This is a genomic window from Deinococcus sp. AJ005 (assembly GCF_009017495.1).
Classification (GTDB): domain Bacteria; phylum Deinococcota; class Deinococci; order Deinococcales; family Deinococcaceae; genus Deinococcus.
The window spans coordinates 2,943,935-2,967,652 of sequence record NZ_CP044990.1 but is presented as its reverse complement, the minus strand read 5'-3'; the positions used below and the strand labels follow the sequence as shown (position 1 = coordinate 2,967,652).

The window sequence follows — 23,718 nt, the reverse complement described above, 5'->3', positions numbered from 1 at the left end:
CTTCCAGACGGAATGCCTCCCCCTTTTCTGTCCAGCGGGTTACGGCACCACCACCAGCCCCAGCGTGCCGTAGTCGGCCAGCACCGCCGCGCCCACTGCCGCCGCCGTTCCTTCCCGTACCAGCGCCACCACTGCTCCGCCGAAACCCGCGCCCGTGATCCGCGCCCCGAACACGTCCGGCTGGGCCTGAAGCAGGGCCACAAGATCGTCCACCAGCGGGTGCGAAACCTCGTAATCGTCGCGCAGACTGGCGTGGGTGGCGTTCATCAACAGGCCAAACTGGGTGGCATCGGCCTCTAACCCTTCCAGCACGCGGGCGTTCTCGCTGACCACATGGCGGGCGCGTTCTTTCAGCGGTGAGGGGAGTGCCTCCACAACGCTGATATCGGTCACGTCGCGCAGTTCCTTGACGCCCAGCAGCCGGGCGGCTTCCTCCACCTGGGCGCGGCGCTCGTTGTAGCCGCTCTCGGCCAGACGGCGCGGCACGCCGGAATCCATCACCAGCACCTCGGCCCCCGCCGGAAAGGGGACGGCGCGGCGCTCCAGACTGCGGGTGTCTACCAGCAACATGGTGTGGGTGTCGGCCAGACTGCTGGCGAGCTGGTCCATCACGCCGCACTTGACGCCCACGAAGTCGTGTTCCACCTGCACGCCCCTCAACGCCAGCGCCACATCGTCCAGCTCCAGCCCGTACAACTCGCGCAAAGCCCGCAACGTCGCCACTTCCAGCGCCGCGCTGCTGCTCAGGCCGCCGCTGGGCACCTCGCTGGAAATGTGGACATTCAGCCCCTCATTCACGCCGCTGAGTTGAATGCAACCCGTCAGATACGGTGCGAACTCGGTGCCCACTTCGCCCATCGGGACGCGCAGGGTCTTCTCCAGATTGGCGCTGTACAGGACATGGGAATTGGAATTACTGCGCCCAATGCCCACCGTCGCCCGCTGTGGAATGGCCGTGGGCAGCACGAAGCCGCCCTGATAGTCCGTGTGTTCACCCAGCAGATTCACGCGGCCTGGCGCGGAGGCCGTGACCTCTGGCGCACTCCCGAACACGTCTTCAAACGTTTTCAAGATTCACCGCCCGCAATTCTGCAGCCGCCACTTCGGGGAACTTGTCGTTGGCAAATTCGCCCGCACCCTGCTCGGTTCCAGCCAGATATTTCATGCGGCCCGCCGCCCGCAGGTACGGATACAGCTCAATGTGCAGCGGAAATTCAGGATGCGGCCCGTCCAGCGGAGCCTGATGCACTGTCATCAGATAAGGCATCCGCACGCCGAACAGCGCGTCCAGACGCAGCAGCGCGTCTTTGAAGGTGCGGGCGAAGGCGTCGCGCTCATCGTCCGTCAACTCGGAGAGCAGGCCCACTGGACGCGTCGGGAGAATCCATGTTTCATAGGTGTAGCGGGCAAAGGGTGGCACGATGCTCAGCGCCGCGCCCTCGTCATGGACGATGCGTTCCCCCGCTTCTCGTTCGGCGTCTACGAAATCGGAAATCCAGGCGTTTCCCGTTTCTACATGGTGTTTCTGCGCCATCTCCAGCATCCGTGTCGCCACAGGGGGAAGGTGGTCATAGGCGTAAATCTGGCCGTGCGGGTGGTGAAGGGTGACGCCCACCTCCACGCCCCGGTTTTCAAAGGCCAGCACGCTTTTGATCACGCCGCCTGCCGCGAAGCGTGAGGTTCTGTCGGCCCACACGGATAAAAGCAAACTCATCTGCGCGTCGCTCAGGTCAGAGAGTCGGCCATCGGCGTTCTGGCTGAACACCACGACTTCACACGCGCCCACACCTGCCCGTGTCTGGGCCGGGCCGACTGGAGGCTCGGGAGCGTTCAGCGTCAGACTGGGAAAACGGTTGGCGAAAACGGCCAGATCGTAAATGCCGCGCGGCAACTCAGTGGGATGCGCCGGGTCAGAGGTGGGCGCGAGAGGATTGTATTCGGGCGGCGGCAGAAAAGTGCGGCCCAGACGGTGCGCGGCGTACATGACCCATTCGCCCCGTAAAGGATGCCAGCGCAGGACGGGGCGGGCGTCCACCGCCTCAGTGCTGGGGCTGGGAATCACGGACGTGACCACGATGGGGTTCAGGCCGTAAAGGGTGAGCGGGCGGCCATCGGGTTTGGTGAACTCCTGCTGGTAGGTCTGGCCGGTGGCGGTGGAGGTCATAACGGCCATTTTGCGCCATGCGCGGGAATGTCACCGACACCCGAGTCGGTCAGGTTGAATGTCGCGCGGCCAAAGTGGGTCACTGCGCCTCCAAGACTTTCGGTCAGGGTGAGGGGCCGGTCCGGCGTGCTGATCTCCAGACACTTTCGCAGCAGTGCCAGCCCATCGGCGTCCAGCATGGCAATCGGGTCACTGCTGGCGCGCAGGCCACCCACCACGTCCAGCATGGCGGCTATGGCGTGGCGTTCGGTGCTGTTCAGCAGGCTCAGTTCGCGGCGGCAGATCGCCACGTCCGGGTCCGGCTGATACCACGAGTGCTGATACCAGCGCGAAAGGGACGTGTGTAGCGCGTTGCGGGCGCTGGGGCCGGTGGCGTCGCCCAGCCACACCCGGCGCGATTCCTCATCCCACAGCGGGGCCACGTCCGGCCCGGTGCGCATGGCATCCACGATGCCGATGCTGCTGGCGAGTGGTGCGCCGCAGCCCAGCAGGAAGGCGTCTTCTCCCGCGCCGTCGCGCAATGCCTGAAGGCCGTTGCGGTACGCCGCCGCCCGGCCCACCGACGGATCATGCCGCACCCCAGGCAATGCCGCGCCGTACAGGAAGTCCAGCTTCAGGTAGGGGTAGCCCCAGCCGCGTGCGGTGGCGGCCAGATCGCGCAGCCACTCCAGCACTTCGGGATGCGTGGTATCCAGCGCGTGGTACGCCCCGCCCCAGTTGTAGCCGACGGCCAGAGGCTTATCGTCCCCGCCGCGCAGCATCCAGTCCGGGTGATCGCGGAACAGTTGCGAGGTGGGCGAGGCCAGAAAGGGGGCCAGCCACAGCCCCGCCGTGAAGCCCAGCTCTTTTAACCCTGCCGGAAGGTCCCGCGCATGGCCGCCAAAGTGGTCCGAGGCGGTGAACCAATCACCCAGATCGCTCTGAAAGCCGTCGTCCAGTTGGAAGACGTCAAAGGGCAACTTGTGTTCGCGGGCCAGCCGGGCGTTCTCCAGCATGGCGTCCAGCGTCACATCCCGGTAATAGCTGTACCAGCTACACCAGACCCGCTGCGGCGCGGGGGTGCGGGCATGCATAGTCTGTCCCAGTTTGGCGGCGCGGCGTTCCAGCGTGCCGATCACATCGCCCGTCTCATCCCAGGTCAGTTCCACCTCTGGCCCCTCCACCGTGCCGGACACGCGCACCCTGCCACTGTCTACTGAGTCGCCCTCGGCCCGCGCTTCCCAGTGGATAAAGCTGTGGGTGGCGTCCCTGGCTGCGCCCACCCAGCCGCCGCCGTCCGGGCGCACCAGCGCCAGCACGGTATGGCTGCGCCACACGCCCGCCTCGCCACTGGGAAGAAAGGCCGGATCGTGACCTTGCTCCTGCCGCCACTGCATCAGGGGCGTGGCCTGTACGTCGGTCAGCGGGCGCAGTTCGGCCTCGCTCCACGACTGGTAGCCGCTGATCAGCACGCGCACGGTGGCCGGATCAACCGTGAGGTTCCATTCAGGCATTTTTATTCTCCAGCACAGCGTTCTCCAGCACAGCGTGGTCTAACACGGTAAAACTCACTGGCTCCAGTGTCTGTCCGTTCCACTCCACCGCGTCCGGGTTCCAGTTCTGAAGCAGCGTTTTCCCGGCCCGCCGGCTCAGGCGCACGCCATCGGGAAGTGGCGTGACGGTTACGGACGCACCCGCCAGCACTTCAGCCAGCACGGTGCCAACGAGCTTCTCGCTGTGCGCGCCGATCACGGTCACGCTGCCGTTGCGAATCACCGCACTCTGGCCGTCCAGCGGGCCGCCGGAGTAGCTGTAAAGCGTTTCGGCCCCCTGTGGGCGATAGCTCTCGGCCCAAGCGTGTGCCTCAAAATCCCCGCCGTTTCCCGTGACCTTCTGGGAGAGGGTGGGGCGCAGAGAATCGTATTGCAGCAGCTTCGCGCCTACCAGCTCCGACAGTGGGCCAAATTGCCCGTCCGCCCAGGTCTCGCCGCCCGGTGTGCGAAAGGCGGTGCGCGGGCCGCAGACCAGCTTTGCCCCGGCTTCCACCGCCGCCGTCCAGTGCGCCGCCCGCTCCTGCGAGACGAGGGTGATAGCAGGCGCAACCACTACCGCATACCCGCTCAAATCGGCGTCGGCATGAATCACGTCCACATCCACGCCCAGGCCACGCAGCGCCATGTAGTAGGTCAGCGTCTGCGTCCAGTAGCTCAGGGACGCGCTGTGCTTCTGCTCGTCGTAGAGCCACAGGCTGTCGTAGTCGTGTAGCACGGCCACTTTCGCGGTGACCTCGCCCACCGGGAATTGCGTGGTGTCCAGTTCGGCCACCTCCGAAAAGCCCCGGTCCGGCGTCTCGTTGTGCCTCAGCAGGCCGGAATGCATGACCTCCTGCGCCATCGTGGCGGCCCGCCAGCGGAAGTAGCTGACGACATCCGCGCCGTGCGCCCACGCCTGCGCCGTCCACAGTTGCACCGCGCCGTCGGCGGGCAGCGGATTAAAGGGTGCCCAGTTGACCTGCCCGCACTGCTGCTCCATGACCCAGGGGCCGTTGGGTGTGCCCTGGCCATCGCGTCCCAGCGCATTCTTGCCTCCTAACAAACCCCGGTACAGATCGTGGTTGAAGGCGATCAGATCGGGCTGCCCGGTCCGTGCAAAATGCGTCTTCACGTCCTCGCCGCTGCCGGGTGGGGCAAAGAATTCCAGCATCCCCAGCGGGTAATTGTCCCAGGTCACGAAATCCAGGCCCTTTGCCACCTCGTAGTGGTCAAAGCCCATCTCAAAAATCATGAAATTGTGCGTGACGAAACGCCCCGGCGACAGTTCGCGCAGAATCGCCACCTGCTCGGCCTGAAACTCGGCAATCATGTCCGAGGCGAAGCGGTAGAAGTCCAGCACATGCGACGGATTCGGCTCGGCCACCGTCAGATTGGGCGGCTTGATCTGCCCCCAGTCGTTGTACTCCATGCTCCAGAAGACATTGCCCCAGGCCGTATTCAGGGCGTCTACCGTGCCATATTTCTTTTCCAACCAGATCGGGAACGCCTCTGCACTGGCCCCGCCGTAACTGCGGGCCGTGTTGTGGCAGCCGAATTCGTTGTCGGTCTGCCACCCCGCCACCGCCGGATGCTCGCCGTAGCGCTCAGCCATCGCCCGCGTGATGCGCTGGGAATGCTCGCGGTAAATGGGCGAGGCAAAGTCGTACTGCCGCCGCGCTCCGAACTCGCGCACGCGGCCCTGCGCGTCAATCGGCAGAATCTCGGGATGGGCGCGGATCAGCCACGCGGGCGGCGTGGGCGTGGGTGTACACAGCACCACGCGCAAACCCTGGGCGTGGTAGGCGTCGATGGCGGTATCCAGCCACTCCCAGTCGTACTCGCCGGGGCGCGGTTCCATGCGGCTCCAGGCGAACTCGGCAATGCGGACATAGCTCAGGCCCAGTTCTTTTTGCTGCTTTGCGTAGGGAACCCAGCGGTCCTGGGGAACGTGTTCTGGGTAGTCGCAGGAACCGAGCTGGAGGTGTGGGGCGGGGGTGGATTTGTTCTGGGTCATGGGGGTGTCCTGGGGAGGGGAAAAGGAGGTCTAAGAGGCTGAGGGTCTAAGGTCTAAAAGATGGGGGTGTAATTTCGGTTGGGGGGCGTTGGGGGGGCGTTTGCAGTTCACCCCGTCTGCTAGTGCAGCTCTACGAGTCCCAGCCTCTCGCGGTGCGAGATGTCCCAGTCCCCATCAAAGGAAAGGAGCTAAAAGCCAAGGGGTCTTGTTTGCTTTATTTAGTGCATGAAACCGCCAAAGAAGCAGCAACCGAAGGCCATCGGGCGCGAAGCGGACGGGCCTCACGCAACTGGATGAAGCAGGGCATCCAAGTCGGAAATGCCTAATCTCTCTCCCGCCTTGCAAGCTAATAAACCCCTGCCCAGTGCAACGTAAGCCCCCCCTGCCCCCCTGGGGGAGGGGGTTGGGGGGTGGGAAAAATGCTTGAGCCAAAGCACAAGCAATCAACCCTTGGTGGCCCCGGAGGTTAACCCGCCCTGCCAGTAGCGTCCCAGGCTCAGGAAGGCGATGATCAGTGGCAGAATGCTGACCAGCGCGCCCAGCACGATCACGGTGTAGATCGGGTTCTGTCCGCTGCTGGCACTGGTCTGGTTCCACACCGACAGCCCCAGCGTCAGCGGAAAGAGGGTGTCTTTGTTGACCACCACCAGCGGCAGAAAGAAGTTGTTCCACGCGCCCACGAACGAGAACAGCGCCACCGTGACCAGCCCGCCGCGCACGAGGGGCAGCCCCAGTTGCCAGAAAATCTTGCTCTCGGACGCGCCGTCAATGCGGGCAGCTTCCATCAAGTCGGTGGGGAATCCAGCGTCCCAGAACAGGCGCATCAGGTACAGACCGAAAGGATTGACCAGACCGGGCAGAATGACGGCCCAGTAGGTGTTGATCAGCCCGATCTGCTGCATCAGCAAAAAGATCGGCAGGGCCAGCGCAGTGCTGGGCACCATGATCGTTGCCAGAATGACGTTGAACATGGGTTCGCGGCCCCGGAAATTGAACTTGGCGAAGGCGTAGCCGCCCATTGCCGCGAACAGCATGCTGCCCACCGCCGAGGCCCCGGCATACAGCAAGGAGTTCAGCAGCCATTGCAGGAAAATGCCGTCGTCGCGGGTGAACAGGATCTGCACGTTCTGCACGAAGTTGCTGGGGGAAGTGAACCACAGCCCGAAGCTGGAATACAGTTGCCCGTTGCTCTTGGTCATGGTGGTCAGCACCCACCACAGCGGCAGCAGCGAGTAGATGCAGAACAGAGAAAGGGCGGCCCATTGCAGCGGCGAAAAGCCCTGACGGGGGCGTTTGAACGGGCGCTGAGCCTGAGCAGTCTTGACGGTTTCAAGTTGATTCAGATTGCCAACGGTCATGATGATTCTCCCCGAACGTTCCGCAAGAAGAAGCTGCTGAACACCAGGGTAAACAGCGCCATGATGATCGCCAGCGCCGCGCCATAGCCGAAGTTGCCGTCACGCGCCACCGCGAGGTACAGGTAGGTGTTGGGTGTGATGTTGTCCGGCACGTAACCCAGCGGACGCAGCACGAACGGCTCCGAGAAGATCTGCATGGTGCCGATGATCGAGAAGATGGCGGTCAGCGTCAGCGCCGGACGCAGCAGCGGCAGTTTGATATAGCGGGTCAGGCTCCAGTTGCTCGCGCCGTCGATGCGGGCAGCCTCGTAGATGTCTCCTGGCACGTTCTGAAGCGCGGCGTACAGGGTGATCATGTTGTAACCCGTCCACGTCCAGGTGACGATATTGCCGATGCTGAACAGCAGAATGCTGCTGCTTAAAAAGTCGGTCTTCCAGCCCGTGATCTGGTTCAGCGGCGAGAGGTTCTTGCTGTACAGGTAGCCCCACAGCAGGCCCGCGATCACGCCTGGCACGGTGTACGGCAGGTAAAAAGCGGTGCGGAAGAACTTCTGCGCGGCGCCGGATTTCACGCTGTCCAGAATCAGGGCCATCGCGGTGGCCACGATCAGCATGATCGGCACCTGGATCGCCAGGAACAGCAGGATGTTGCCCAGCGATTGCAGAAAAGCGGTGTCCTGGAAGGCCCGGACATAGTTTTCCAGCCCACCGAACACGCTTTTGGCAGGGCCGAAGCCGCTACGCTTTTTGATGAACAGGCTCAGGTACACGGCGTAACCCACCGGGGCGATGAAAAACGCGGTAAAGGCCAGCAGGAAGGGCGTCAGGAACAGCCACGGCGTCGTGCGGTATCTCAAGGGCAGGCACCTCCTCAATTCAACTCGGTAGTAACTTTTGAAACGGAGAGAGAGGGGTGCAACATTCGCGCCCCTCTCTCTCCTGCATGCCTGATCGCTCGTGCGCTGGCCGAACGCTCAGGTGGGTGACTGGAGAGAGAAGTTCCGTCTTCTCCGCCACCCGCCACCCGCCCTACTTGACCGTGAAGCCGTTCTGCTTGGCGTAGGCCAGCGACTCGGCCTGCCACGCGTCCAGCGCCTGATCGGGGGTGAGCTGACCCTTGAGCATCCGGTCAATCTGCTTGGTGTAGTTGTCGTTGACGAAGGGGAACCACGGTGCCCACTCGAAGTTGACGTTCACGCCACGGGACGCCTCCGCGTACACCTTGCTGATGTTCTGGCCGCCGAAGAACTTACTGGGGTTCTTGCTGGTCACGGCCAGGGCGGGCAGGCTCAGGCCCGCATCGCTGGCGGGGAACAGGCCGCCGTTGTTCCAGTCGGCGGTGATGGCCGTGGAGGACAGGTTCAGCCACAGTGCGAACAGCGTGGCCGCCTGCGGGTTCTTGCTCTGGGTGGTCACGACGTTGCTGCTTCCGCCCCAGTTGCCGCTCTTGATGCTGCCTGCCGTCCACTGCGGCAGCGGGGCCACGCGCCACATGCCTGCCGACTTGTCGCCCAGGCTGCCCGCGTAGCCGCCCGGTCCCCAGGCCGCTTCCATGTTGGTGGCCAGCTTGCCCGCGCCCGCCGCGTTCCAGTAGTCGGCGCTGAAGCCCACCAGCGTGCCGATCTCGCCCTTCTTGATCATGGTGTTCCAGTAGTTCAGCGACTTCTTGGCCGCCGGGTTGTTCAGGGTCTGCACCCAGCCGTCGCCGTCGCGTTTGAAGAACTGCCCACCATCGGCCCAGGCCAGCGCCATGAACCACGGCGCGAAGGTGGCGTAGAAGTTGCCAAACTTGACCGCGCCGTTGCTCTTGGCCTTGACGGTGGCGGCGGCCTTGGCGTAATCGGCCCAGGTCTTGGGGGCAGCGATGCTGTACTTCTTGAGAAGGTCGTCACGGTAGACCATCGCAAAAGGGCCGGTGTCCTGCGGGATGGCGTACACGGCCTTCCCGTCGGGGCTGACCTGACCCCAGGTCCACGGCACGAAGTACTTCTTGTAGTCGTTCGCGCCGTACTTGCTCAGGTCCGCCAGACCGCCGGTGTCGGCGAAGGCAGGCAGGAAGCCGTATTCCACCTGTGCCACGTCAGGCGCACCTGCGCCGGCCTTGATGGCGGTCTGGAGTTTGGTGTAGGTGGCCGGGCCACCGCCCAGATTCAGGATCTTGATCTTGATGTTGGGGTAGGCCTTCTCGAAGGACGCCACCGTTTTGTCCAGTCCCGGCACCCAGGACCAGACTTCCAGCGTGATCTTGTTGCTGGGGCCTTTGGGAAAGACGGGATCGGCGGCCAGGGCGGAACCGGCGAGCAGCAGGGCGGACAGTGACAGTACGAGTTTCTTCATGGAAAACCTCCGGTGAGGATGAGTGTTGAATTAAGGTGGAAGGGGAGTCTAAACGATTCGGAGATCGGGAATGCAGTTCAGCAGATCGGCGGGAGGCCCATTGCTGTGCTTATCAGTGATCAGGGTGTGGACGGCCCCCACGTGAGCCACCTGCGCCTGACTGATGTGGCCCAGTTTGCTGTGGTCCGCCACCACCACGACTTCGCGCGACTGCTGGACCATGACCCGCTTGATCTCAGCTTCCTCGTGGTTGGCGTTGGTCACGCCTGCCGTGGCGCTCACACCGTTGCAGCCTAGGAACAGCCGGTCCGCGTGAATACGTCCCAGCACTTCTAATGCGTAGGGGCTGACCAGAGAGTGTTGCAGGGGGCGCAGCGTGCCACCGGTGACGATGACCCGCACGTTCGGCAGCCGCTCCAGCTCCAGCGCAATGTTCAGCCCATTGGTAATGATGGTCACGCCGCGCAGGGTAGGCGACAGGGCGCGGGCGACTTCAGTGGTGGTGCTGCCCACGTCCAAGAACACGGTTTCATCGTTCTGGACCAGTCCCGCCGCTGCACGCCCGATGCGCCGTTTGGCTGCCGAGTGCCTGCGGCTGGTTTCTTCCAGAGAGGTCTCGCCCAGCAGAAGCGGACGCTCGAGATCCAGGGGAAGCCGCGCCCCGCCGCGCGTACGCCGCAGTTGCCCGGAATCCGACAGGGCATTCAGGTCGCTGCGAACCGTGACTTCCGAAACCCCCAGAAGTTTTGAAAGGTCTGAGGCGGAAACTTCGCCATTTTGTTGTGCCAGCGATAGAATCTCGCCCCTGCGTGCCTGAATCAAGGTCACCCCCTCCTAATCTTAGTTTTCGTTGCTTTCGGAGTTTACGATATAGATTCCCACAGGTCAAGAGCGCAGATTGGCCCTATTTCGGGTGTTGTGCTGTTGCTGCCAGCCGTTCGTGCGGCGTTATGTGCCAGCAGTTCGCCCCCAGACCATGAGGGCGGCTGGGGGCGAGAAGTGCGGGTGTGGAGGCTGTGGACTCAGCGCATGGGACTCAGCGTACGTCCACCAGTTCCACGTCGAAGATCAGGGTTGCGCCGCCGGGGATCACGCCGGGCACGCCGGCCTCGCCGTACCCCAGAGAGGCCGGGATGGTCAGTTTGGCCTTGTCGCCCACCCGCAACTGCGCGATGCCCTGGTCCCAGCCGGGAATCACGTAGCCCACGCCCAGCGGAAACTCGATGGGTTCGCCCCGGTCACGGCTGGAATCGAATTTCTGACCATTTTCCAGCATGCCGGTGTAATGTACCCGGACCATCTTGCCCGTCTGTGCAGGGATACCGGTTCCCTCTTCGTACTTCTCGACCTGGAGTTGGGGCTGTTCGGGGGCGCTCATGTCACGCAGGGTAAAGCCTGTCCCTTTGGTTTCCCCCAATCTCTGAAGTGACGGTAAATTTTGCACAGGCCCGCCCGTGCGTGATACGTGTTTCAGAAGGCCAGTCGATCCCGTGCAGGAGGGTTCAGGCGCTTTCTATGGAAAAAATGAGATTTGTTGCGGCAGCGAGCAACCTGAACGGCGCGCCTGCTAGCCTGGGCAGTCGTGAAGCCGGCCCTCTCTCCATCCTCTATCGGCCCCTGGCGGTGGGCCTGGCGCACCTGGGTTCTGGGAGCACTGCTGCCTGTTTATCTGCTGACCACCTTCGTGGGCACGCTGGCGAGGGTAGACGGCGACTCGATGCAGGAAACGCTGGCCACCGGGGACGCGCTGCTGTTGCTGAAATATCCGCGCTGGCTGCACGCCTGGGGCCTGCCTACCGCTTATCCCCGGCGCGGCGATCTGCTGATCTTCAAGGCCCCGGCGGACAGCGCGTACAGCTATGAGACCGTCTGGGGCGTCCGGCACCGCCCCTACAACGTCAAGCGGGCACTGGCGTTGGCAGGCGATACGGTGGCCATTCAGGACGGGCGCGTGATGGTCAACGGGAAGCCACTGGCCGAAAGCTACGCCAGCGAGGGGTTTTTGCGTGATCAGCCCGCGCTGACGGTGCCGCCGGGCAAGGTCTGGGTGATGGGCGACAACCGCCGCCTGGGGTCCAGTCTGGATAGCCGCGTGTACGGCCCGGTGGACCTGCGCGACGTGGCCGGACCTGCCGATCTGCGTCTGTGGCCCCGGCCAGGCCCCATCCGGCGCTGACACCCTCCTGATGACGGCCCCCTGATGATGTGGCGCGGCAAGTCCTCACCCTGGGTTGCTACCGTCCTGGGTATGAAAGCTTCTTCTCTTCTTGCCGCCGCCGCACTCACTGTGGGCACCGCCAGCCTGGGAACGGCGGGCGCACAGACGCTGGTGCCGTTCAGCGATCCCAAATTGCCCTTCAAGGTCAGTCTGCCGCAGGGCTGGCTGGGCGCGGATTTCTCCGACGGCACCTCCGGCGTCAGTCTGGTGTCGGCCAAGGCCCCGCCCGCCACGCTGATCCGCCTGCTGTTCATGCCCAAAGAAGGCAAGGCCGTGGACCTGAACACTGAATTCGGCAAGTTCGAGACGGGCCTCAAGTCCAGTGGCGTGACCATCAAGCAACTGTCCAGCAAGGACGCCCGTTACGGTGGCGTGGGCGGCACCGAGCGCGAGTACAGCGTGACCCACCCGCAGGGTCAGCTAAGAATTCGCGTGTGGTACGGCAACGGCGCACGGAATCTGTACTCCTTTCAGCTCACGGATTCACCTGCTCGCTATGCGGTAGCGAATGCACTGTTCACGAAGGTTTTGGCGACACTGCGTTTTCAGTAAAGGAGGGTCCAACCGTCTAAAAGTCAAACGGTCTAACCGCCAAAACGTCGTTCCTGAACAGGTGGAACATTCAGTCTGCTTCTCTCACCCCGCCGCCCTCCACCGCCCACACCCGCGTCGCCACTCGCCCGATCAGTGCGCGGTCATGGCTGGCGAGGAGGACGGTGCCGGGGAAGTTCAGCAGCAGCCTCTCCAACGCCTCGATGGCGCGGATGTCCAGATGGTTTGTCGGCTCGTCCAGCACCAGCACCTGCGCCCGCGTGACGCTCAGGCGCGCGAGGCTGAGGCGGGTGCGCTGGCCACCGGACAGGCCGGAGAGGGGAAAGGCGGGGCCGCCGGGCAAATCTAGCCCCGCCGCAACCTCGTGTAACTGGTGCGGCGTGAGGTCCGGGTTGGCGTCCAGCAGCGCCTCACCTACGGTCTCCAGATGGGACAGTTCCTCGCCGTGCTGCCCCGCCGCGTACACCGTCAGGCCCGGTCCCCAGCGAATCTCTCCTGTATACGGCAATGTGCCCAGGAGTGCGCCCAGCAAGGTGCTTTTGCCGCCGCCGTTCGGCCCGGTCAGGGCGATACGTTCCCCGCGCCGCACATCCAGATTCACGTCGTTCAGAATCCTGTTCTCACCGCGCCAGACCCCTAAATCCCGAACGGTCAGCACTTCGGAGGGGCCGTGCGGAGCCGGGGGTAAATCCAGGCGCACGGTGCGGCGGTCCTGAAAGGGTCTGGCGGTGGCGACGGCGTCCAGACGGTCTATCTGTTTTTGCATGGCCTTCGCCCTGGCCGAGAAAATCTGCTGGCCCCGCTCTGCTTTGTGGGTGGACCGGAACTTGTCGCCGTCCTTTGCACGTCGCCGATTTTCCTCCACGCCGCTCTTGCTGGCCTGCCGTCGCTGCTCCTCCTCCAGCGCCGCCCGCTTGCGTTTGAACGCCGTGTAATCGCGCTCCTGGGCCTCACGCAACGTCGCCTTGAGGTCCATTGCCGCCGTGTAAGCGCCGGGATACGTGGTCAGGGTGCCGCGTTCCAGTTCCGCCGTGCGGGTTGCTAATGCGTCCAGAAAGGCGCGGTCATGGCTGGCCAGCACGAACGCCGCGCCCGAGTCCTGAATCCACCCTTCCAGCCACGCTGCGCCGTCTGCGTCCAGATGATTGGTGGGTTCGTCCAGCAGATACACGTCGGCGGGGGAGAGCAGCAGGCGCGCCAGCATCACGCGGCGGGTCTGGCCGCCGGATAGCGCAGATGCGTTGAGCCTGGTGTCCAGCCCCAGATCGTCCAGCACGCCCGCTGCCCTCGCCTCAAAATCGTAGCCGCCTGCCAGTCGGTACGCCTCCTCGGCTTCCGCAAAGGCGTTCAGGGCGTTGTCGTCGGCGTTGCATAGTGCGGCGGAGGTCACCCTGAACACCTGCCCTGCCCGTCGCAATTCTAGTGGCGTCACAGCGTCCAGCAGCTTTCCCGCCTCTGTCGCCGTGTGCTGGGTCAGCAGGGCCAGACTGCCCATTCGCGTCACTGTCCCCGCATCCGGCGCGCCCAGCCCCGCCAGCACGCGCAGCAGCGTACTCTTGCCGCTACCGTTTTCCCCGATCAGTGCGAGGCGTTCGCCCGCTCCGATCTCTACATTCACACCTTCAAAAATCGTCTCGTCGCCGTAAATCCGGGCGACTTCCGTAGCACGCAACAACAAAATATGACCCCCTGTGGGCGAAGGCCATCCCAGACAATGTGGGAAGGCAATTCAAACCGTGGTTACAGGGGGTTGAGGCGCAACTTAAAACATCCTTTGAATGGACGGAGGGCCGAACGCCGGGAAGCCCGGAAGCGTTGGCGTGAGTTTATCTCGGGGGGGCGCGGCTAGGCCAGATGGCGCACCTGCCCGCCTTTACTCCTTGCGCCGGAACAGCAGCACCAGCAGAAAGACCGCCGTGTTCACCAGCACAATCGTTGCGCCGGTGGCCGTGTCCAGGTAATAGCTGAGGTACAGGCCCACCACTCCGCCCACGATGCCCAGTGTGGCAGCCAGCGCGATCATGCGCGGCAGACTGCGGGCCAGCAGGCGGGCCGTGGCGCTGGACGTGATCAGCAGGCTGACGCTGAGGGTGGTTCCCACCAGTTGCACGGTCAGCACCACCACCAGGCCAATCAGAATGAGCAGCAGGCTTTCCAGCCGCCTCACGGGCAGCCCCACCGCCCGCGCCTCGGTGGGATCAAAGGAGGCCAGCAGCAGTTCCTTCTGCACCGCGTACAGCACCGTACCCACCACCAGCGTGACCACCAGCGCGCCCCACAGGTCGGCGGTGGTTACCCCTAACGGGTTGCCGATCAGAAAGTGGCTCAGGTCCGAGGTAAAGGTGGGCACCCTGGAGAGCATCACGATGCCCAGCGCGAACATGCCCACGAACACGATCCCAATGGCACTGTCCTGCTTGAGGCCGCTGCGCTGCCCCACCACGCCGATGCCCAGCGCGGTCAACACGGCGGCCACCAGCGCGCCCAGCAGCAGGCTGCCGCCCGACAGGAATGCCCCCACGATGCCCGGCAGCACTGCGTGGCTCATGGCGTCCCCGATGTAGCTCAGGCCGCGCAGCACCACCCACGCGCCCACCAGAGCGCACAGCACGCTGACCAGCGATACGGCCAGCAGCGCGCGCACGAAGAAATCGAATTGCAGGGGATCAGTCAGGAAGTTCATAGGATGGGTCTGAGGCTTTCGAGCAGGCTCCAAGAGTCGTCCCTCATGCCCTCAAGCCTCCGCATGCGTGTGTCCCAGATGCGAGGTGCTGAACGTCGCCTCAATGTTCTGCGGGGTGTAGACCTCGGCAGGGGTGCCGTCAGCTACCACGCGCCTGTTGATCAGGATCAGGTGATCGCACCAGCGCCGGGCCTGTTCCAGATCGTGGGTGACCATCACCACGGCGCGGCCCCTGTCGGCCTGGGCGCGCAGCAGGGCCATCAGTTGTTCCTGCGTGGTGGCGTCCACTCCGGTCAGCGGTTCGTCCAGCAGCAGCAGGTGGCCGTCGCGGACCAGCATGCGGGCCAGCAGCACGCGCTGGCGCTGGCCCCCGCTGAGCGCGCCGATGTGGCGGTGTCTCAGTTCATACACGCCGGTTTCCTTCAGCGCTGCCGCCACCCGCTCACGGTCCGCGCGGCCCGGCCAGCGCAGCCAGCCCAGGCGTCCGGTGCGGCCCATCATCGCCGTGTCCCAGACCGTGACCGGAAAGCCCCAGTCCAGCGTCTGCTGCTGCGGCACGTAGGAAATGCAGTCCTGTGCGGTGTGGCCCGCGTCGAAGCGCACGGCGTCGTTGTGGTCCGGCAGCAACCCCACCAGCGTCCGCAGCAGCGTGGATTTGCCCGCACCGTTGGGACCGATGATGGCCGAGAATGTTCCAGCCTCGAAACGCACGGTGGCGTCTTCCAGAGCCACTTGCGAGCCATATTTGACAGTCAGATGTTCAACGCCCAGCACGGCGGCAGCTTACTCCTGTCGGGCCGATATTGCGAGTGGGTTATCAAGAAGCAGGAGAAAGGTCTGGGCGAATTAGGCTGAGGCATGGACGCTGACCTCCGAGCAAGCCTGCTGACCGCTTACGACGCCCAGTTGCGTGAGGGAACCGAGATGCTGTCCGCCGATAGCGTGGACCGGAGTGGCCCGCTGTGGCGCGGCAAGTTTGGGGACCGGGGCTTCGTGTCCTACCGTTCGTTGAATGGGTTGACCGGGCAGGCTCTGGATGAGCTGATCGCGCAGACCGTCGCGCATTACGCCGCCGATCCGCACATCACGTCCTTCGAGTGGAAGACGCGCGGCCACGACACTCCCGCCGATCTGCCCGAGCGCCTGAGCGCGCAGGGTTTCGAGGCCGAGGAGACTGAAACGGTGATGCTGGGGGAGGCCCGCCTGCTGGGCCAGCCCGTGCCTCTTCCAGACGGGGTGACGCTCCGCCGCATCGACAATCAGCCTGATCCCTACCCGGATGTGGTGCGGGCCGCCAGAGCGCAGGAACTCGCCTTCGGGCAGGCTTTCGGTACAGATGATCTGATGCGCCGCATCGAGCAGGGCGAGGGCCGGGTGGAACTGTGGGTGGCCGAAACCGCGCAGGAGATGGTCTGCGTGGGCCGCCTGGAAGTCATCCCTGACACTGAATTTGCCGGATTGTGGGGTGGCGGTACGCTTCCAGAGTGGCGTGGGCGGGGCATCTACCGCGCCCTCACCGCTGCCCGCGCCCAGGCTGCACTTGCCAGAGGCGTGCGCTATCTGCACAGCGACTCCACCGAATTTTCCCGCCCGATTCTGGAGCGCAGCGGGCTGCTGGCGGTCACCACCACGACGCCGTATGTCTGGCGGCGCTGACTGGCCTTATTTCGACTGGCCCTAGCGCAGTGCCCCCACCATTGCGTCCACATTGAAGCGCAGCGCCTTCAGGAACGTCCCGCCCGCGCTGTCTTTTGGTCCCAGCGCGTCGGTATACAGCGGCGGGGCGATCTTTGCGCCAGTTTCTTTAGCCAGGGCCTGCGCCAGACGAACATTTACTGTGTTCTCGGTGAAGATCACCTTCGCGCCGCTCTTTTTCACCGCCGTGATCAGCGTCGCCAGTTCGCGCGCACTCGGCTCGCGTTCGGTGCTGAGGCCGGGAATCACCGCACCTACCAGCTTCAGGCCGTAGCGGGCGGCAAAGTAATTCAGCGCGTCGTGGTTGGTCACGATCTGGCGTTTGCTGGCGGGCAGGGTGGCAAATTGTTTTTTGGCGTAGGCATCGGCCTCGCTCAGCTTTTTCAGGTAAGCGGCGGTGTTCCCCGCATAGCTGGCCTTGCCTGCCGGATCGAGGGCCGTCAGCACGCCCTGGATATTTTTAACGTAGCCCGCCGCCAGCCCCAGATCCCACCACGCGTGTGGATCGAAGTCGCCGTGTTCCTCGCCGGTATGTCCTGATTCTCCGCCGCCTGCGCGCAGTTTCAGGCCGTCCGTCACAGTGCGGACGGGCACCGACGGCGCAGAGGCGCGCACCTGCGGCAGCCACGGCTCCAGGCCCGCCCCGTTGACGAACAGCACCCGGCTGCCCGCCAGCCCCCGGATCACGCTGGCCGATGGCTGAAAGCTGTGCGGATCGGCCCCGGCAGGCACGATCTCGTTGATGCTGACCCGCGCGCCGCCGACATTTCGCACGAAGTCGGCCAGGATGCTGTTGGATACGCTGACTTGCAGGGGCGCGGCGGCGGCGACCCCAGCAGACAGCAGCGCGATCAGGAACGAAGTTCTAAACATTAGCGAATGATATTCTATTATCAATAAGAGGACAAGGTCAGGTTTGGTTTGCGTCCCGACAGATGGATCACCCATTGATGCTTTAAAAAGTAAACTGTGCGTGCTTAACCAACTTCTCTGGTGGGCGGTGATACGCTTTTCTCATGACCAGTACCCTTCCGCAAACCCGGGATTATGACGTTGTGATCGTCGGCGGCGGCCCCGCCGGACTGACGGCGGCCATCTACACGGGCCGCGCCAGCCTGTCCACCCTGATTCTGGAAAAGGGCCTGCCCGGCGGCCAGATCGCCCAGACGGAGGAGGTCGAGAACTACCCCGGTTTCCCCGAACCCATCAGCGGCATGGAACTGGCCGGGCGGATGCAGCAGCAGGCCGAGAAGTTCGGCGGCAAGATCGAGATGGACGAGGTGGAGGCCATCGAGCAGACCGGCGATCACCACTACCCTTTCCTGGTCAAGGGCTATAGCGGCAACTACCGTGCCAAGAGCGTGATTCTGGCGACGGGCGCGAATCCCAAACGCCTGAACGTCCCTGGCGAGGAAGCGTTCTGGGGCCGGGGCGTCAGCACCTGCGCCACCTGCGACGGCTTCTTTTACCGGGGCAAGAAAGTGGTGGTGATCGGTGGAGGAGACGCCGCCGTGGAAGAGGGGCTGTTCCTGACCAAGTTCGCCGACGAGGTCACGTTGATCCATCGCCGTGACAGCCTGCGCGCCAACAAGGTGGCCCAGGCCCGCGCCTTCGCCAACCCCAAGATGAAGTTCATCTGGGACACGGGCGTAGAGGAAATCCAGGGCGACGGCGCAGTGAGTGGCGTGCGTCTCAAGAATCTCAAGACGGGCGAAGTTAGCGATATGACCACCGACGGCGTTTTCATCTTCATCGGCCATGTGCCGAATACCGAGTTCGTCAAGGACACCGTCAAACTGCGCGAGGACGGCTACGTGGACGTGACCGACGAGATCTACACCAGCGTGCCCCTGCTGTTCGCGGCGGGCGATGTCAGCGACTACATCTACCGCCAGCTCGGCACCAGCGTCGGCGCAGGCACCCGCGCGGCCATGAGCGCCGAACGTGCGCTGGCCGCGCTGGAAGTGGCCGGGGCAGAAACGGCAGCCGACTGATCTTCAGGGGCCGATTGAGTTTCAAGGATTGAATGGGCGGGAGGCGGCTGATCGGGCTGGCCTCCCGCTCTTTTCTTGCGGTTCCAGGGGCCGCTTTCCACTATTCTGGCTGCCATGAAACCCCTGCGTCTGTCTGACCGCATAGGCCACAAGGCCCTGGGCTACGCGGCCAAGGTGCGGCGGCTGGCGCGCAGCGTGCGGGCCGTGGACGCCCACCCAGACGACGCCTGGGCGCTGACCCACCTGACGGCGGGAGAGGCGCAGGTGTACCGGGGCATGGACCCCCGTGACCGCGAACACGCCTGCCGCGTCACCCTGCACCTATTGCGCGAACACCCAGCGGCGGCCCCTGAGCTGGTGGCCGCCGCCCTGCTGCACGACTGTGGCAAGAGCGTCCGCCCTTACCGCGTGGCCGAGCGCGTGCTGGTGGGGCTGGTGCCCACCCGGCTGGCGCGCTGGCTGCCGCCTGTGGGGGCGCTGGGTATCCGCGCGCAACATCCGGCGCTGGGGGCCACGCTACTGACCCGCGCTGGGGCCAGGGCGCGTGTGGTCCGGCTGGTGGCGTTGCACCACCAACCCGGCACCGAACCCGACGCGGCCCTGCTCCACCATTACGACGATCAGGAATGAGGGGCGCTCGCTAGCGGATCAGCGGTTTTGCAACGACGTTCTGACTCCGGGCGTCGCGCAGCCAGTAGGTCTTGCCGCTCGCATCCCGAAGCTGGGCGATCACGCGCACGTCCTCGCCCGCCGTGAAGCCGTTCGCGCCGCCGCTGCCCCAGGCACACACCTGAGCGGAGCAGTTGCTGGCCCCCGAGAAATCGCTGAGCCGGGGCGATTGCCACAGTCCCAATCCGGTGAAAACGTAAATCCCTGTGACTTTCAGGGGATCAGTCGCGGCGGGCCTACTGGCCTCCACACTGACGCGTACGCTGAAGCGGTCTGCTTCCTTGATCAGTTGTGGAGCCGCCGTGAGCCGCAGCAGTTGCCTACCCAAATTCAGGGTGGTAGGAGCGTTCAGCAGGTCCCCGGCCAGCGGTGTGGGCGCGCTGCCCAGCGACCCGCAACCTGCCAGTCCCAGACCGCACAGCATCATTCCGATTCGCGCCAGTCCGGGTTGTCTCATGCCCCCATCTTAAGGGAAGGCCGCTGATCTGGGGCTTACAAAAGCCCTCTGCCCATCGCCCTACGCCAGCAGGCTCTTGGCGATGATGATTTTCTGAATCTCGCTGGTGCCCTCGTAGATTCGCAGCAGGCGCTGATCGCGGTAGTAGCGCTCCACCGGGCTGTCTTTCATGTAACCCATGCCCCCGGCCACCTGCACGGCCTTGTCGGCCACCTGCGACAGCGCCTCGGTGGCGTGGTACTTGGCAACGGAAGCCATGCGGCGCACGTCCTGGCCCTCGTCCACCATCCAGGCCACCTTCTGCCACAGCACGCGGCTGGTCTGCACGGCGATTTCCATCTCGGCCAGCATGAACTGCACCGCCTGGAATTCACCGATGGGCTGCCCAAATTGCTCGCGGGTCTTGGCATGGGCCACCGAGAGGTCCAGCAGCCGTTGCATGGCCCCGGTGCTGCGTGCGGCAATCCCCACCCGCCCGGCGGTCAGGATGCCCAGCGCCTCGCGGTAGCCCATATGCTCTGGCCCCAGCAGGTTAGCGGCGGGAATCTCGGCGTCCTCGAAGATCACCTCGGCACTCAGCGCTCCCTTCTGCCCCATCTTCTCGTCGATCTTGCCCACGCGCACACCGGGGGTGGTCTGCGGCTCCACCAGAAAGGCGCTCATGCCTTTGCTGCCCTGGCTGGGATCGGTGATGGCGATCACGGTCAGCAGCCCGGCAATCGGCGCGTTGGAAATATAGTGTTTAGTACCGTTCAGCACGTACACGTCATCCTTTTTAACGGCGCGGGTGCGGATGTTGGCGGCGTCCGAGCCGCTGCTGGGTTCGGTGATGGCAAAACCCGCCACGCACTCGCCCGACGCCATGCGCGGCAGGAAACGCCCCTTCTGTTCCTCGTTGCCCAGCTTGACCAGCCCCGACGTGCCAATTGAGGCGTGGGCGCTGATCACGCCGCCGAAGCCCATGTGCCCCTGCCCCAGCGCCTCGTACACGGCGCAGCGACCCAGCATGCCCAGGCCCACGCCGCCGTATTCCTCGGGGATACTCAGACCGAACAGGCCCAACCCTGCGGCCTCCTTAAACAACTCAGGTGGCACGCTGTTGGTGTCCTCAATCTCGTGAGCGCGGGGTTCCACGCGGCTGAGCATGAAATCACGAATAGTCGCCTGCACCTCGCGCAGGTCATCGGGCAGATTGAAATCCATTTGGGCCTAGCCTAGAGCATCTGGCTCACGCTGTCTGGACGGCGCAACCCACTGTTCCCAGTCGACGCACGAATTAATGAACCAAAAAAATCTGCGAAAGCGTTTGACGGCTTCCGCAGATCTGATCAGGAGGGACCCTGTGAACTCGATGCTGGTCGAGGCGGCGAGATTTGAACTCACGACCCCTACCACCCCAAGGTAGTGCGCTACCAGGCTGCGCTACGCCTCGATTCCCAGCCTCAGAACTATAAGTGCTGGGAAGGCATCGGTCAAGGGTGTGGCCCTGGGTTCCGCCGGGACCCCCCCGGCAGGCAGGCAAATCTAGGACGGCACGATTGGTTTGGAGTCGGGCAGATGCCCGGGCGCTCTGCCCAGGCGCTCGGCTGTTTTTGCCACGTTCTGTGGGTGGCCCAGCCAGAAGCCCTGGCTGTACGCGCATCCCAGGTCGGTCACTGCCGCCCACTGTGCGCGGGTTTCGATGCCCTCGGCCACCACGCTCAGGCCCAGCGCCCCGGCCAGGGCGGTGATGGCTCCCACGGCGCGGCGGGCCTGTTCCTGCCCGTCCAGCGGACCGTCCAGCGCGCCGATCAGGCTGCGGTCCAGCTTGAGAACCCCGATCGACAGCTTCAGCAGCGGCGACAGGGCCGAGGTCTGCACGCCGAAGCCACACAGGGACCACAGGACCCCCTGGCGCTGAAGAGCTTCCATCATCCCGGCGGCGTGGGCCTCGCAGCCGCTGAGCAGGGTCCCGATCACCTCGAGTTCCAGGGCTGCCCCCGTCAGGCCGTGGCACGCGAGGACCCTCTCCACCGTCTGGGCAAAAGTCGCGCTCCTGAACTGGGTGGGGAAGATGTTCACGGCCATCCGTAGCCCACCGTGCCCTGCCGCGTGCCAGCGTGCCAGTTGGGCGCAGGCCTCGTCCAGCACCCAGTCACCCAGTTTGCCGTCCAGCCCGCGCTCGTGGATCACCGGCAGAAACTGGCCGGGGGACAGCAGGCCCAATTCGGGGCTGTCCCAGCGCAGCAGCGCCTCCAGCGCCACGACCTGCCGCGCCACGTCATGGATGGGCTGGTAGTACAGCCTGAATTCGCCGCGTTCCAGCGCGCCGCTCAACCGGTCTTCCAGCTCGCTACGCGAACGCAGTGCCTGGGTGGACTGGGGCATAAAGGCGCGCGCTGCGCCCTTACCCGCGCGCTTGGCCTCGTACATGGCGACATCGGCGTGCATGTACAGGCTCTCGGCGTCCCGGCCACTGTCCGGGTAGACGCTGACCCCCACCGAGGCGCTGATCTTCACCGGGCGGTCTCCCAGGTCAAAGGGTAAGGCAAACAGATCTAGCACCTGCTGGGCGCGGGCCTGCGGCGGCCCAGAGGTCAGCACCATGAATTCGTCGCCGCCCAGCCGGGCCGCGAATTCGCCGGGCCGCAGCGCGCCGCGCAGCCGGGCCGCCACCTTGATCAGGAGCTGGTCTCCCACCGTATGCCCCAGCGTGTCGTTGACCCCCTTGAAGCCGTCCAGATCCAGAAACAGAACGGCCAGCGCAGGGGCTTGCTGTCCCTGCTGCTTTTGCTCTTCTACCGCCTCGTCCAGCGCGCTCAGGAATCCGGCGCGGTTGGGCAGGCCCGTCAGCGAATCGTGCTGGGCCTGCCAGGCCAGTTCGCGGGCGCGGGCCTCCAGTTGGGCGCGGCCCCGCTCGACCTCGGCGGTGCGGGCCACCACCCGCTGTTCCAGGCTGGCGTTCAGGGCGGCCAGTTGCGCGGTCAGGGCCGCGTTGTCCCGCAGGGCCGCGATCTGGCGGGCGGCCACCAGTAATGTCACGCCCGCCGTGCCCCACATTGCGCCGTGGGCGGCCAGCGTGACCTCGCCGTGGGTGGACAGTGCCAGGGCAAAACAGGCCGCCAATCCCAGGTAAGGGGTCAGCGCGTATAGGGGCCGGCTGATTGTGGCGGTGACGTGCGCCACTGCTGTCAGCGAAGGCCCCAGCGGCGCGGCGCGGCGCGAGTTCCAGGCCGCCAAGGCAAAAAGCAGTGCGCCGCCGGTCCACAGCAGGGCTTCGGGGATTCCCGACGTGAAACTGCCATCGGCATCGATGGACGGATACAGCGTATCCCCGATCACAAAAGTCGTGAGGCCCAGCGCCAGCAGGCTTTCTTTCAATTCGATGTGGTCATGGCGTCTGATGACGGTCATCAGCAGCCCCAGCGCACACAGCCCGAGGACCGGATACGCCAGGTTGACCAGGATGCTGATCAGGCTCGCCTGCGCTGCGCCCAGCAACGAGGCCAGTGCGCCGTACCACAGCAGCACGCCCAGCGAACCTACTACGATCCCGACATCCAGGGTCAGCCGCCACGCCTCAGCCTGCCGCAGCGGCTGGCGTGGCAGGGCCAGACAGGCCCGGATGAACAGCACGTAAAAGCCCAGATAAAACGCGTCCAGTACCGATGGAGAAGGGACGGTCCCGTCGCGCCACTCCAGCAGGGCGTACAGGGTATCGCTCACGGCGTAGAGGCCCAGCGCCAGCGTCATCCAGCGCCACGTCGGGGCCGTTTCCGGGGTGCTGCGCGCCGCGTACCAGCAGGTCAGGGCCGAGGCATACAGCACGCCCAGCGAGAAGGTCTGCACCAGCCCGTCCGCATCTGCTCCGCGTGGGTGTAGCGCCACCCAGCCCAGGTGACCCAGCGCGAAGGCGCCCGTCGCCAGCAGGGCCACGTTCAGTCCTCGCCGATCTGCCGGCTTCATATATCTTCCACCTGCCGCTTTACAGCCCGCAGGCCCGGACAGCCTCCGGCAGTGGGGACAGTCTCGACCAGAAGAGCTGGGGCCTGAACATAGGCCCTCAGTCTAGGCCATGCGATGTCAC

At 64.7% G+C, this 23,718-nt stretch carries 21 protein-coding genes and 1 tRNA gene; 5 read left to right on the top strand and 17 right to left on the bottom strand.

Translation table 11 applies throughout. The features are described 5' to 3' along the window. Window positions 1-39: 39 nt before the first annotated feature. The 9 genes from galK to DAAJ005_RS16220 form a co-directional block, all read right to left on the bottom strand. Window positions 40-1,071 carry a galactokinase gene (gene galK / locus DAAJ005_RS16260; RefSeq protein WP_192930806.1) on the bottom strand — a complete coding sequence of 344 codons (1,032 nt, stop codon included), beginning with the start codon at window positions 1,069-1,071 and terminating at the stop codon, window positions 40-42. Beyond that, entirely contained in the window at window positions 1,058-2,164 is a 1,107-nt protein-coding gene (gene galT / locus DAAJ005_RS16255; RefSeq protein ID WP_151848015.1) for a galactose-1-phosphate uridylyltransferase, read from the bottom strand. Before galT ends, galK begins: the two co-directional genes overlap by 14 nt. Further along, window positions 2,161-3,657: a glycoside hydrolase family 36 protein gene (locus DAAJ005_RS16250; RefSeq protein WP_151848014.1), complete on the bottom strand. Its 1,497-nt coding sequence runs from the start codon at window positions 3,655-3,657 to the stop codon at window positions 2,161-2,163. The genes galT and DAAJ005_RS16250 overlap by 4 nt, the downstream gene beginning before the upstream one ends. Then, window positions 3,650-5,689, bottom strand: a complete 2,040-nt coding sequence (locus DAAJ005_RS16245) for a beta-galactosidase (RefSeq protein WP_151848013.1) — start codon at window positions 5,687-5,689, stop codon at window positions 3,650-3,652. Before DAAJ005_RS16245 ends, DAAJ005_RS16250 begins: the two co-directional genes overlap by 8 nt. Window positions 5,690-6,132: 443 nt before the next feature. Then, the gene (locus DAAJ005_RS16240; RefSeq protein ID WP_151848012.1) at window positions 6,133-7,047 is read right to left on the bottom strand and encodes a carbohydrate ABC transporter permease; all 915 of its coding nucleotides are present in this window, start codon (window positions 7,045-7,047) and stop codon (window positions 6,133-6,135) included. After that, window positions 7,044-7,904 (bottom strand): carbohydrate ABC transporter permease, encoded by an 861-nt coding sequence (locus DAAJ005_RS16235; protein ID WP_075833646.1) that lies wholly within the window; start codon window positions 7,902-7,904, stop codon window positions 7,044-7,046. The genes DAAJ005_RS16240 and DAAJ005_RS16235 overlap by 4 nt, the downstream gene beginning before the upstream one ends. Window positions 7,905-8,076: 172 nt before the next feature. Continuing rightward, complete coding sequence (locus DAAJ005_RS16230) at window positions 8,077-9,384, bottom strand: extracellular solute-binding protein (RefSeq protein WP_151848011.1); 1,308 nt, start codon at window positions 9,382-9,384, stop codon at window positions 8,077-8,079. A 48-nt stretch (window positions 9,385-9,432) separates the two neighbouring features. Further along, on the bottom strand, window positions 9,433-10,212 hold the full coding sequence (locus tag DAAJ005_RS16225) for a DeoR/GlpR family DNA-binding transcription regulator (protein ID WP_226342483.1): 780 nt from the start codon (window positions 10,210-10,212) through the stop codon (window positions 9,433-9,435). A 208-nt stretch (window positions 10,213-10,420) separates the two neighbouring features. Continuing rightward, window positions 10,421-10,762: an FKBP-type peptidyl-prolyl cis-trans isomerase gene (locus tag DAAJ005_RS16220; protein ID WP_075833642.1), complete on the bottom strand. Its 342-nt coding sequence runs from the start codon at window positions 10,760-10,762 to the stop codon at window positions 10,421-10,423. Window positions 10,763-10,966: 204 nt separating this feature from the next. Here DAAJ005_RS16220 and lepB point away from each other — a divergent pair, with 204 nt between their 5' ends. Together lepB and DAAJ005_RS16210 are read left to right on the top strand one after the other, a co-directional pair. Continuing rightward, on the top strand, window positions 10,967-11,560 hold the full coding sequence (gene lepB / locus DAAJ005_RS16215) for a signal peptidase I (protein ID WP_151848010.1): 594 nt from the start codon (window positions 10,967-10,969) through the stop codon (window positions 11,558-11,560). 72 nt (window positions 11,561-11,632) lie between these two features. Beyond that, window positions 11,633-12,154 carry a hypothetical protein gene (locus tag DAAJ005_RS16210; RefSeq protein ID WP_151848009.1) on the top strand — a complete coding sequence of 174 codons (522 nt, stop codon included), beginning with the start codon at window positions 11,633-11,635 and terminating at the stop codon, window positions 12,152-12,154. A 70-nt stretch (window positions 12,155-12,224) separates the two neighbouring features. Here the strand turns inward: DAAJ005_RS16210 and DAAJ005_RS16205 are convergent, their stop codons facing one another. From DAAJ005_RS16205 to DAAJ005_RS16195, 3 genes are all read right to left on the bottom strand, one after another. Further along, complete coding sequence (locus DAAJ005_RS16205; protein ID WP_226342482.1) at window positions 12,225-13,832, bottom strand: ABC-F family ATP-binding cassette domain-containing protein; 1,608 nt, start codon at window positions 13,830-13,832, stop codon at window positions 12,225-12,227. 195 nt (window positions 13,833-14,027) lie between these two features. Then, the gene (locus tag DAAJ005_RS16200) at window positions 14,028-14,837 is read right to left on the bottom strand and encodes a metal ABC transporter permease (RefSeq protein WP_151848007.1); all 810 of its coding nucleotides are present in this window, start codon (window positions 14,835-14,837) and stop codon (window positions 14,028-14,030) included. A gap of 51 nt (window positions 14,838-14,888) precedes the next feature. Further along, window positions 14,889-15,611, bottom strand: coding sequence for a metal ABC transporter ATP-binding protein (locus DAAJ005_RS16195; RefSeq protein ID WP_151848006.1), 723 nt, complete (start codon window positions 15,609-15,611; stop codon window positions 14,889-14,891). An 84-nt stretch (window positions 15,612-15,695) separates the two neighbouring features. On the opposite strand from DAAJ005_RS16195, the gene DAAJ005_RS16190 reads away from it, so the two are divergent. Beyond that, complete coding sequence (locus tag DAAJ005_RS16190; RefSeq protein WP_151848005.1) at window positions 15,696-16,493, top strand: GNAT family N-acetyltransferase; 798 nt, start codon at window positions 15,696-15,698, stop codon at window positions 16,491-16,493. Between the two features lie 21 nt (window positions 16,494-16,514). On the opposite strand, the gene DAAJ005_RS16185 is transcribed toward DAAJ005_RS16190, so the two are convergent. Beyond that, a complete protein-coding gene (locus tag DAAJ005_RS16185; RefSeq protein WP_151848004.1) occupies window positions 16,515-17,405 on the bottom strand; it encodes a metal ABC transporter solute-binding protein, Zn/Mn family in 891 nt (296 codons plus the stop codon). 143 nt (window positions 17,406-17,548) lie between these two features. Here DAAJ005_RS16185 and trxB point away from each other — a divergent pair, with 143 nt between their 5' ends. Both trxB and DAAJ005_RS16175 read left to right on the top strand, forming a co-directional pair. After that, complete coding sequence (gene trxB / locus DAAJ005_RS16180; RefSeq protein WP_151848003.1) at window positions 17,549-18,526, top strand: thioredoxin-disulfide reductase; 978 nt, start codon at window positions 17,549-17,551, stop codon at window positions 18,524-18,526. Window positions 18,527-18,640: 114 nt separating this feature from the next. After that, window positions 18,641-19,156, top strand: a complete 516-nt coding sequence (locus tag DAAJ005_RS16175) for an HD domain-containing protein (RefSeq protein ID WP_151848002.1) — start codon at window positions 18,641-18,643, stop codon at window positions 19,154-19,156. A 10-nt stretch (window positions 19,157-19,166) separates the two neighbouring features. Here the strand turns inward: DAAJ005_RS16175 and DAAJ005_RS16170 are convergent, their stop codons facing one another. The 4 genes from DAAJ005_RS16170 to DAAJ005_RS16155 form a co-directional block, all read right to left on the bottom strand. Next, window positions 19,167-19,652, bottom strand: coding sequence for a hypothetical protein (locus tag DAAJ005_RS16170; RefSeq protein WP_151848001.1), 486 nt, complete (start codon window positions 19,650-19,652; stop codon window positions 19,167-19,169). Between the two features lie 60 nt (window positions 19,653-19,712). Then, window positions 19,713-20,855 carry an acyl-CoA dehydrogenase family protein gene (locus DAAJ005_RS16165; RefSeq protein ID WP_151848000.1) on the bottom strand — a complete coding sequence of 381 codons (1,143 nt, stop codon included), beginning with the start codon at window positions 20,853-20,855 and terminating at the stop codon, window positions 19,713-19,715. Window positions 20,856-21,007: 152 nt separating this feature from the next. Beyond that, window positions 21,008-21,084 (bottom strand) — tRNA-Pro (locus DAAJ005_RS16160). A 92-nt stretch (window positions 21,085-21,176) separates the two neighbouring features. After that, window positions 21,177-23,597 (bottom strand): bifunctional diguanylate cyclase/phosphodiesterase, encoded by a 2,421-nt coding sequence (locus DAAJ005_RS16155; protein ID WP_151847999.1) that lies wholly within the window; start codon window positions 23,595-23,597, stop codon window positions 21,177-21,179. Window positions 23,598-23,718: the final 121 nt, after the last annotated feature.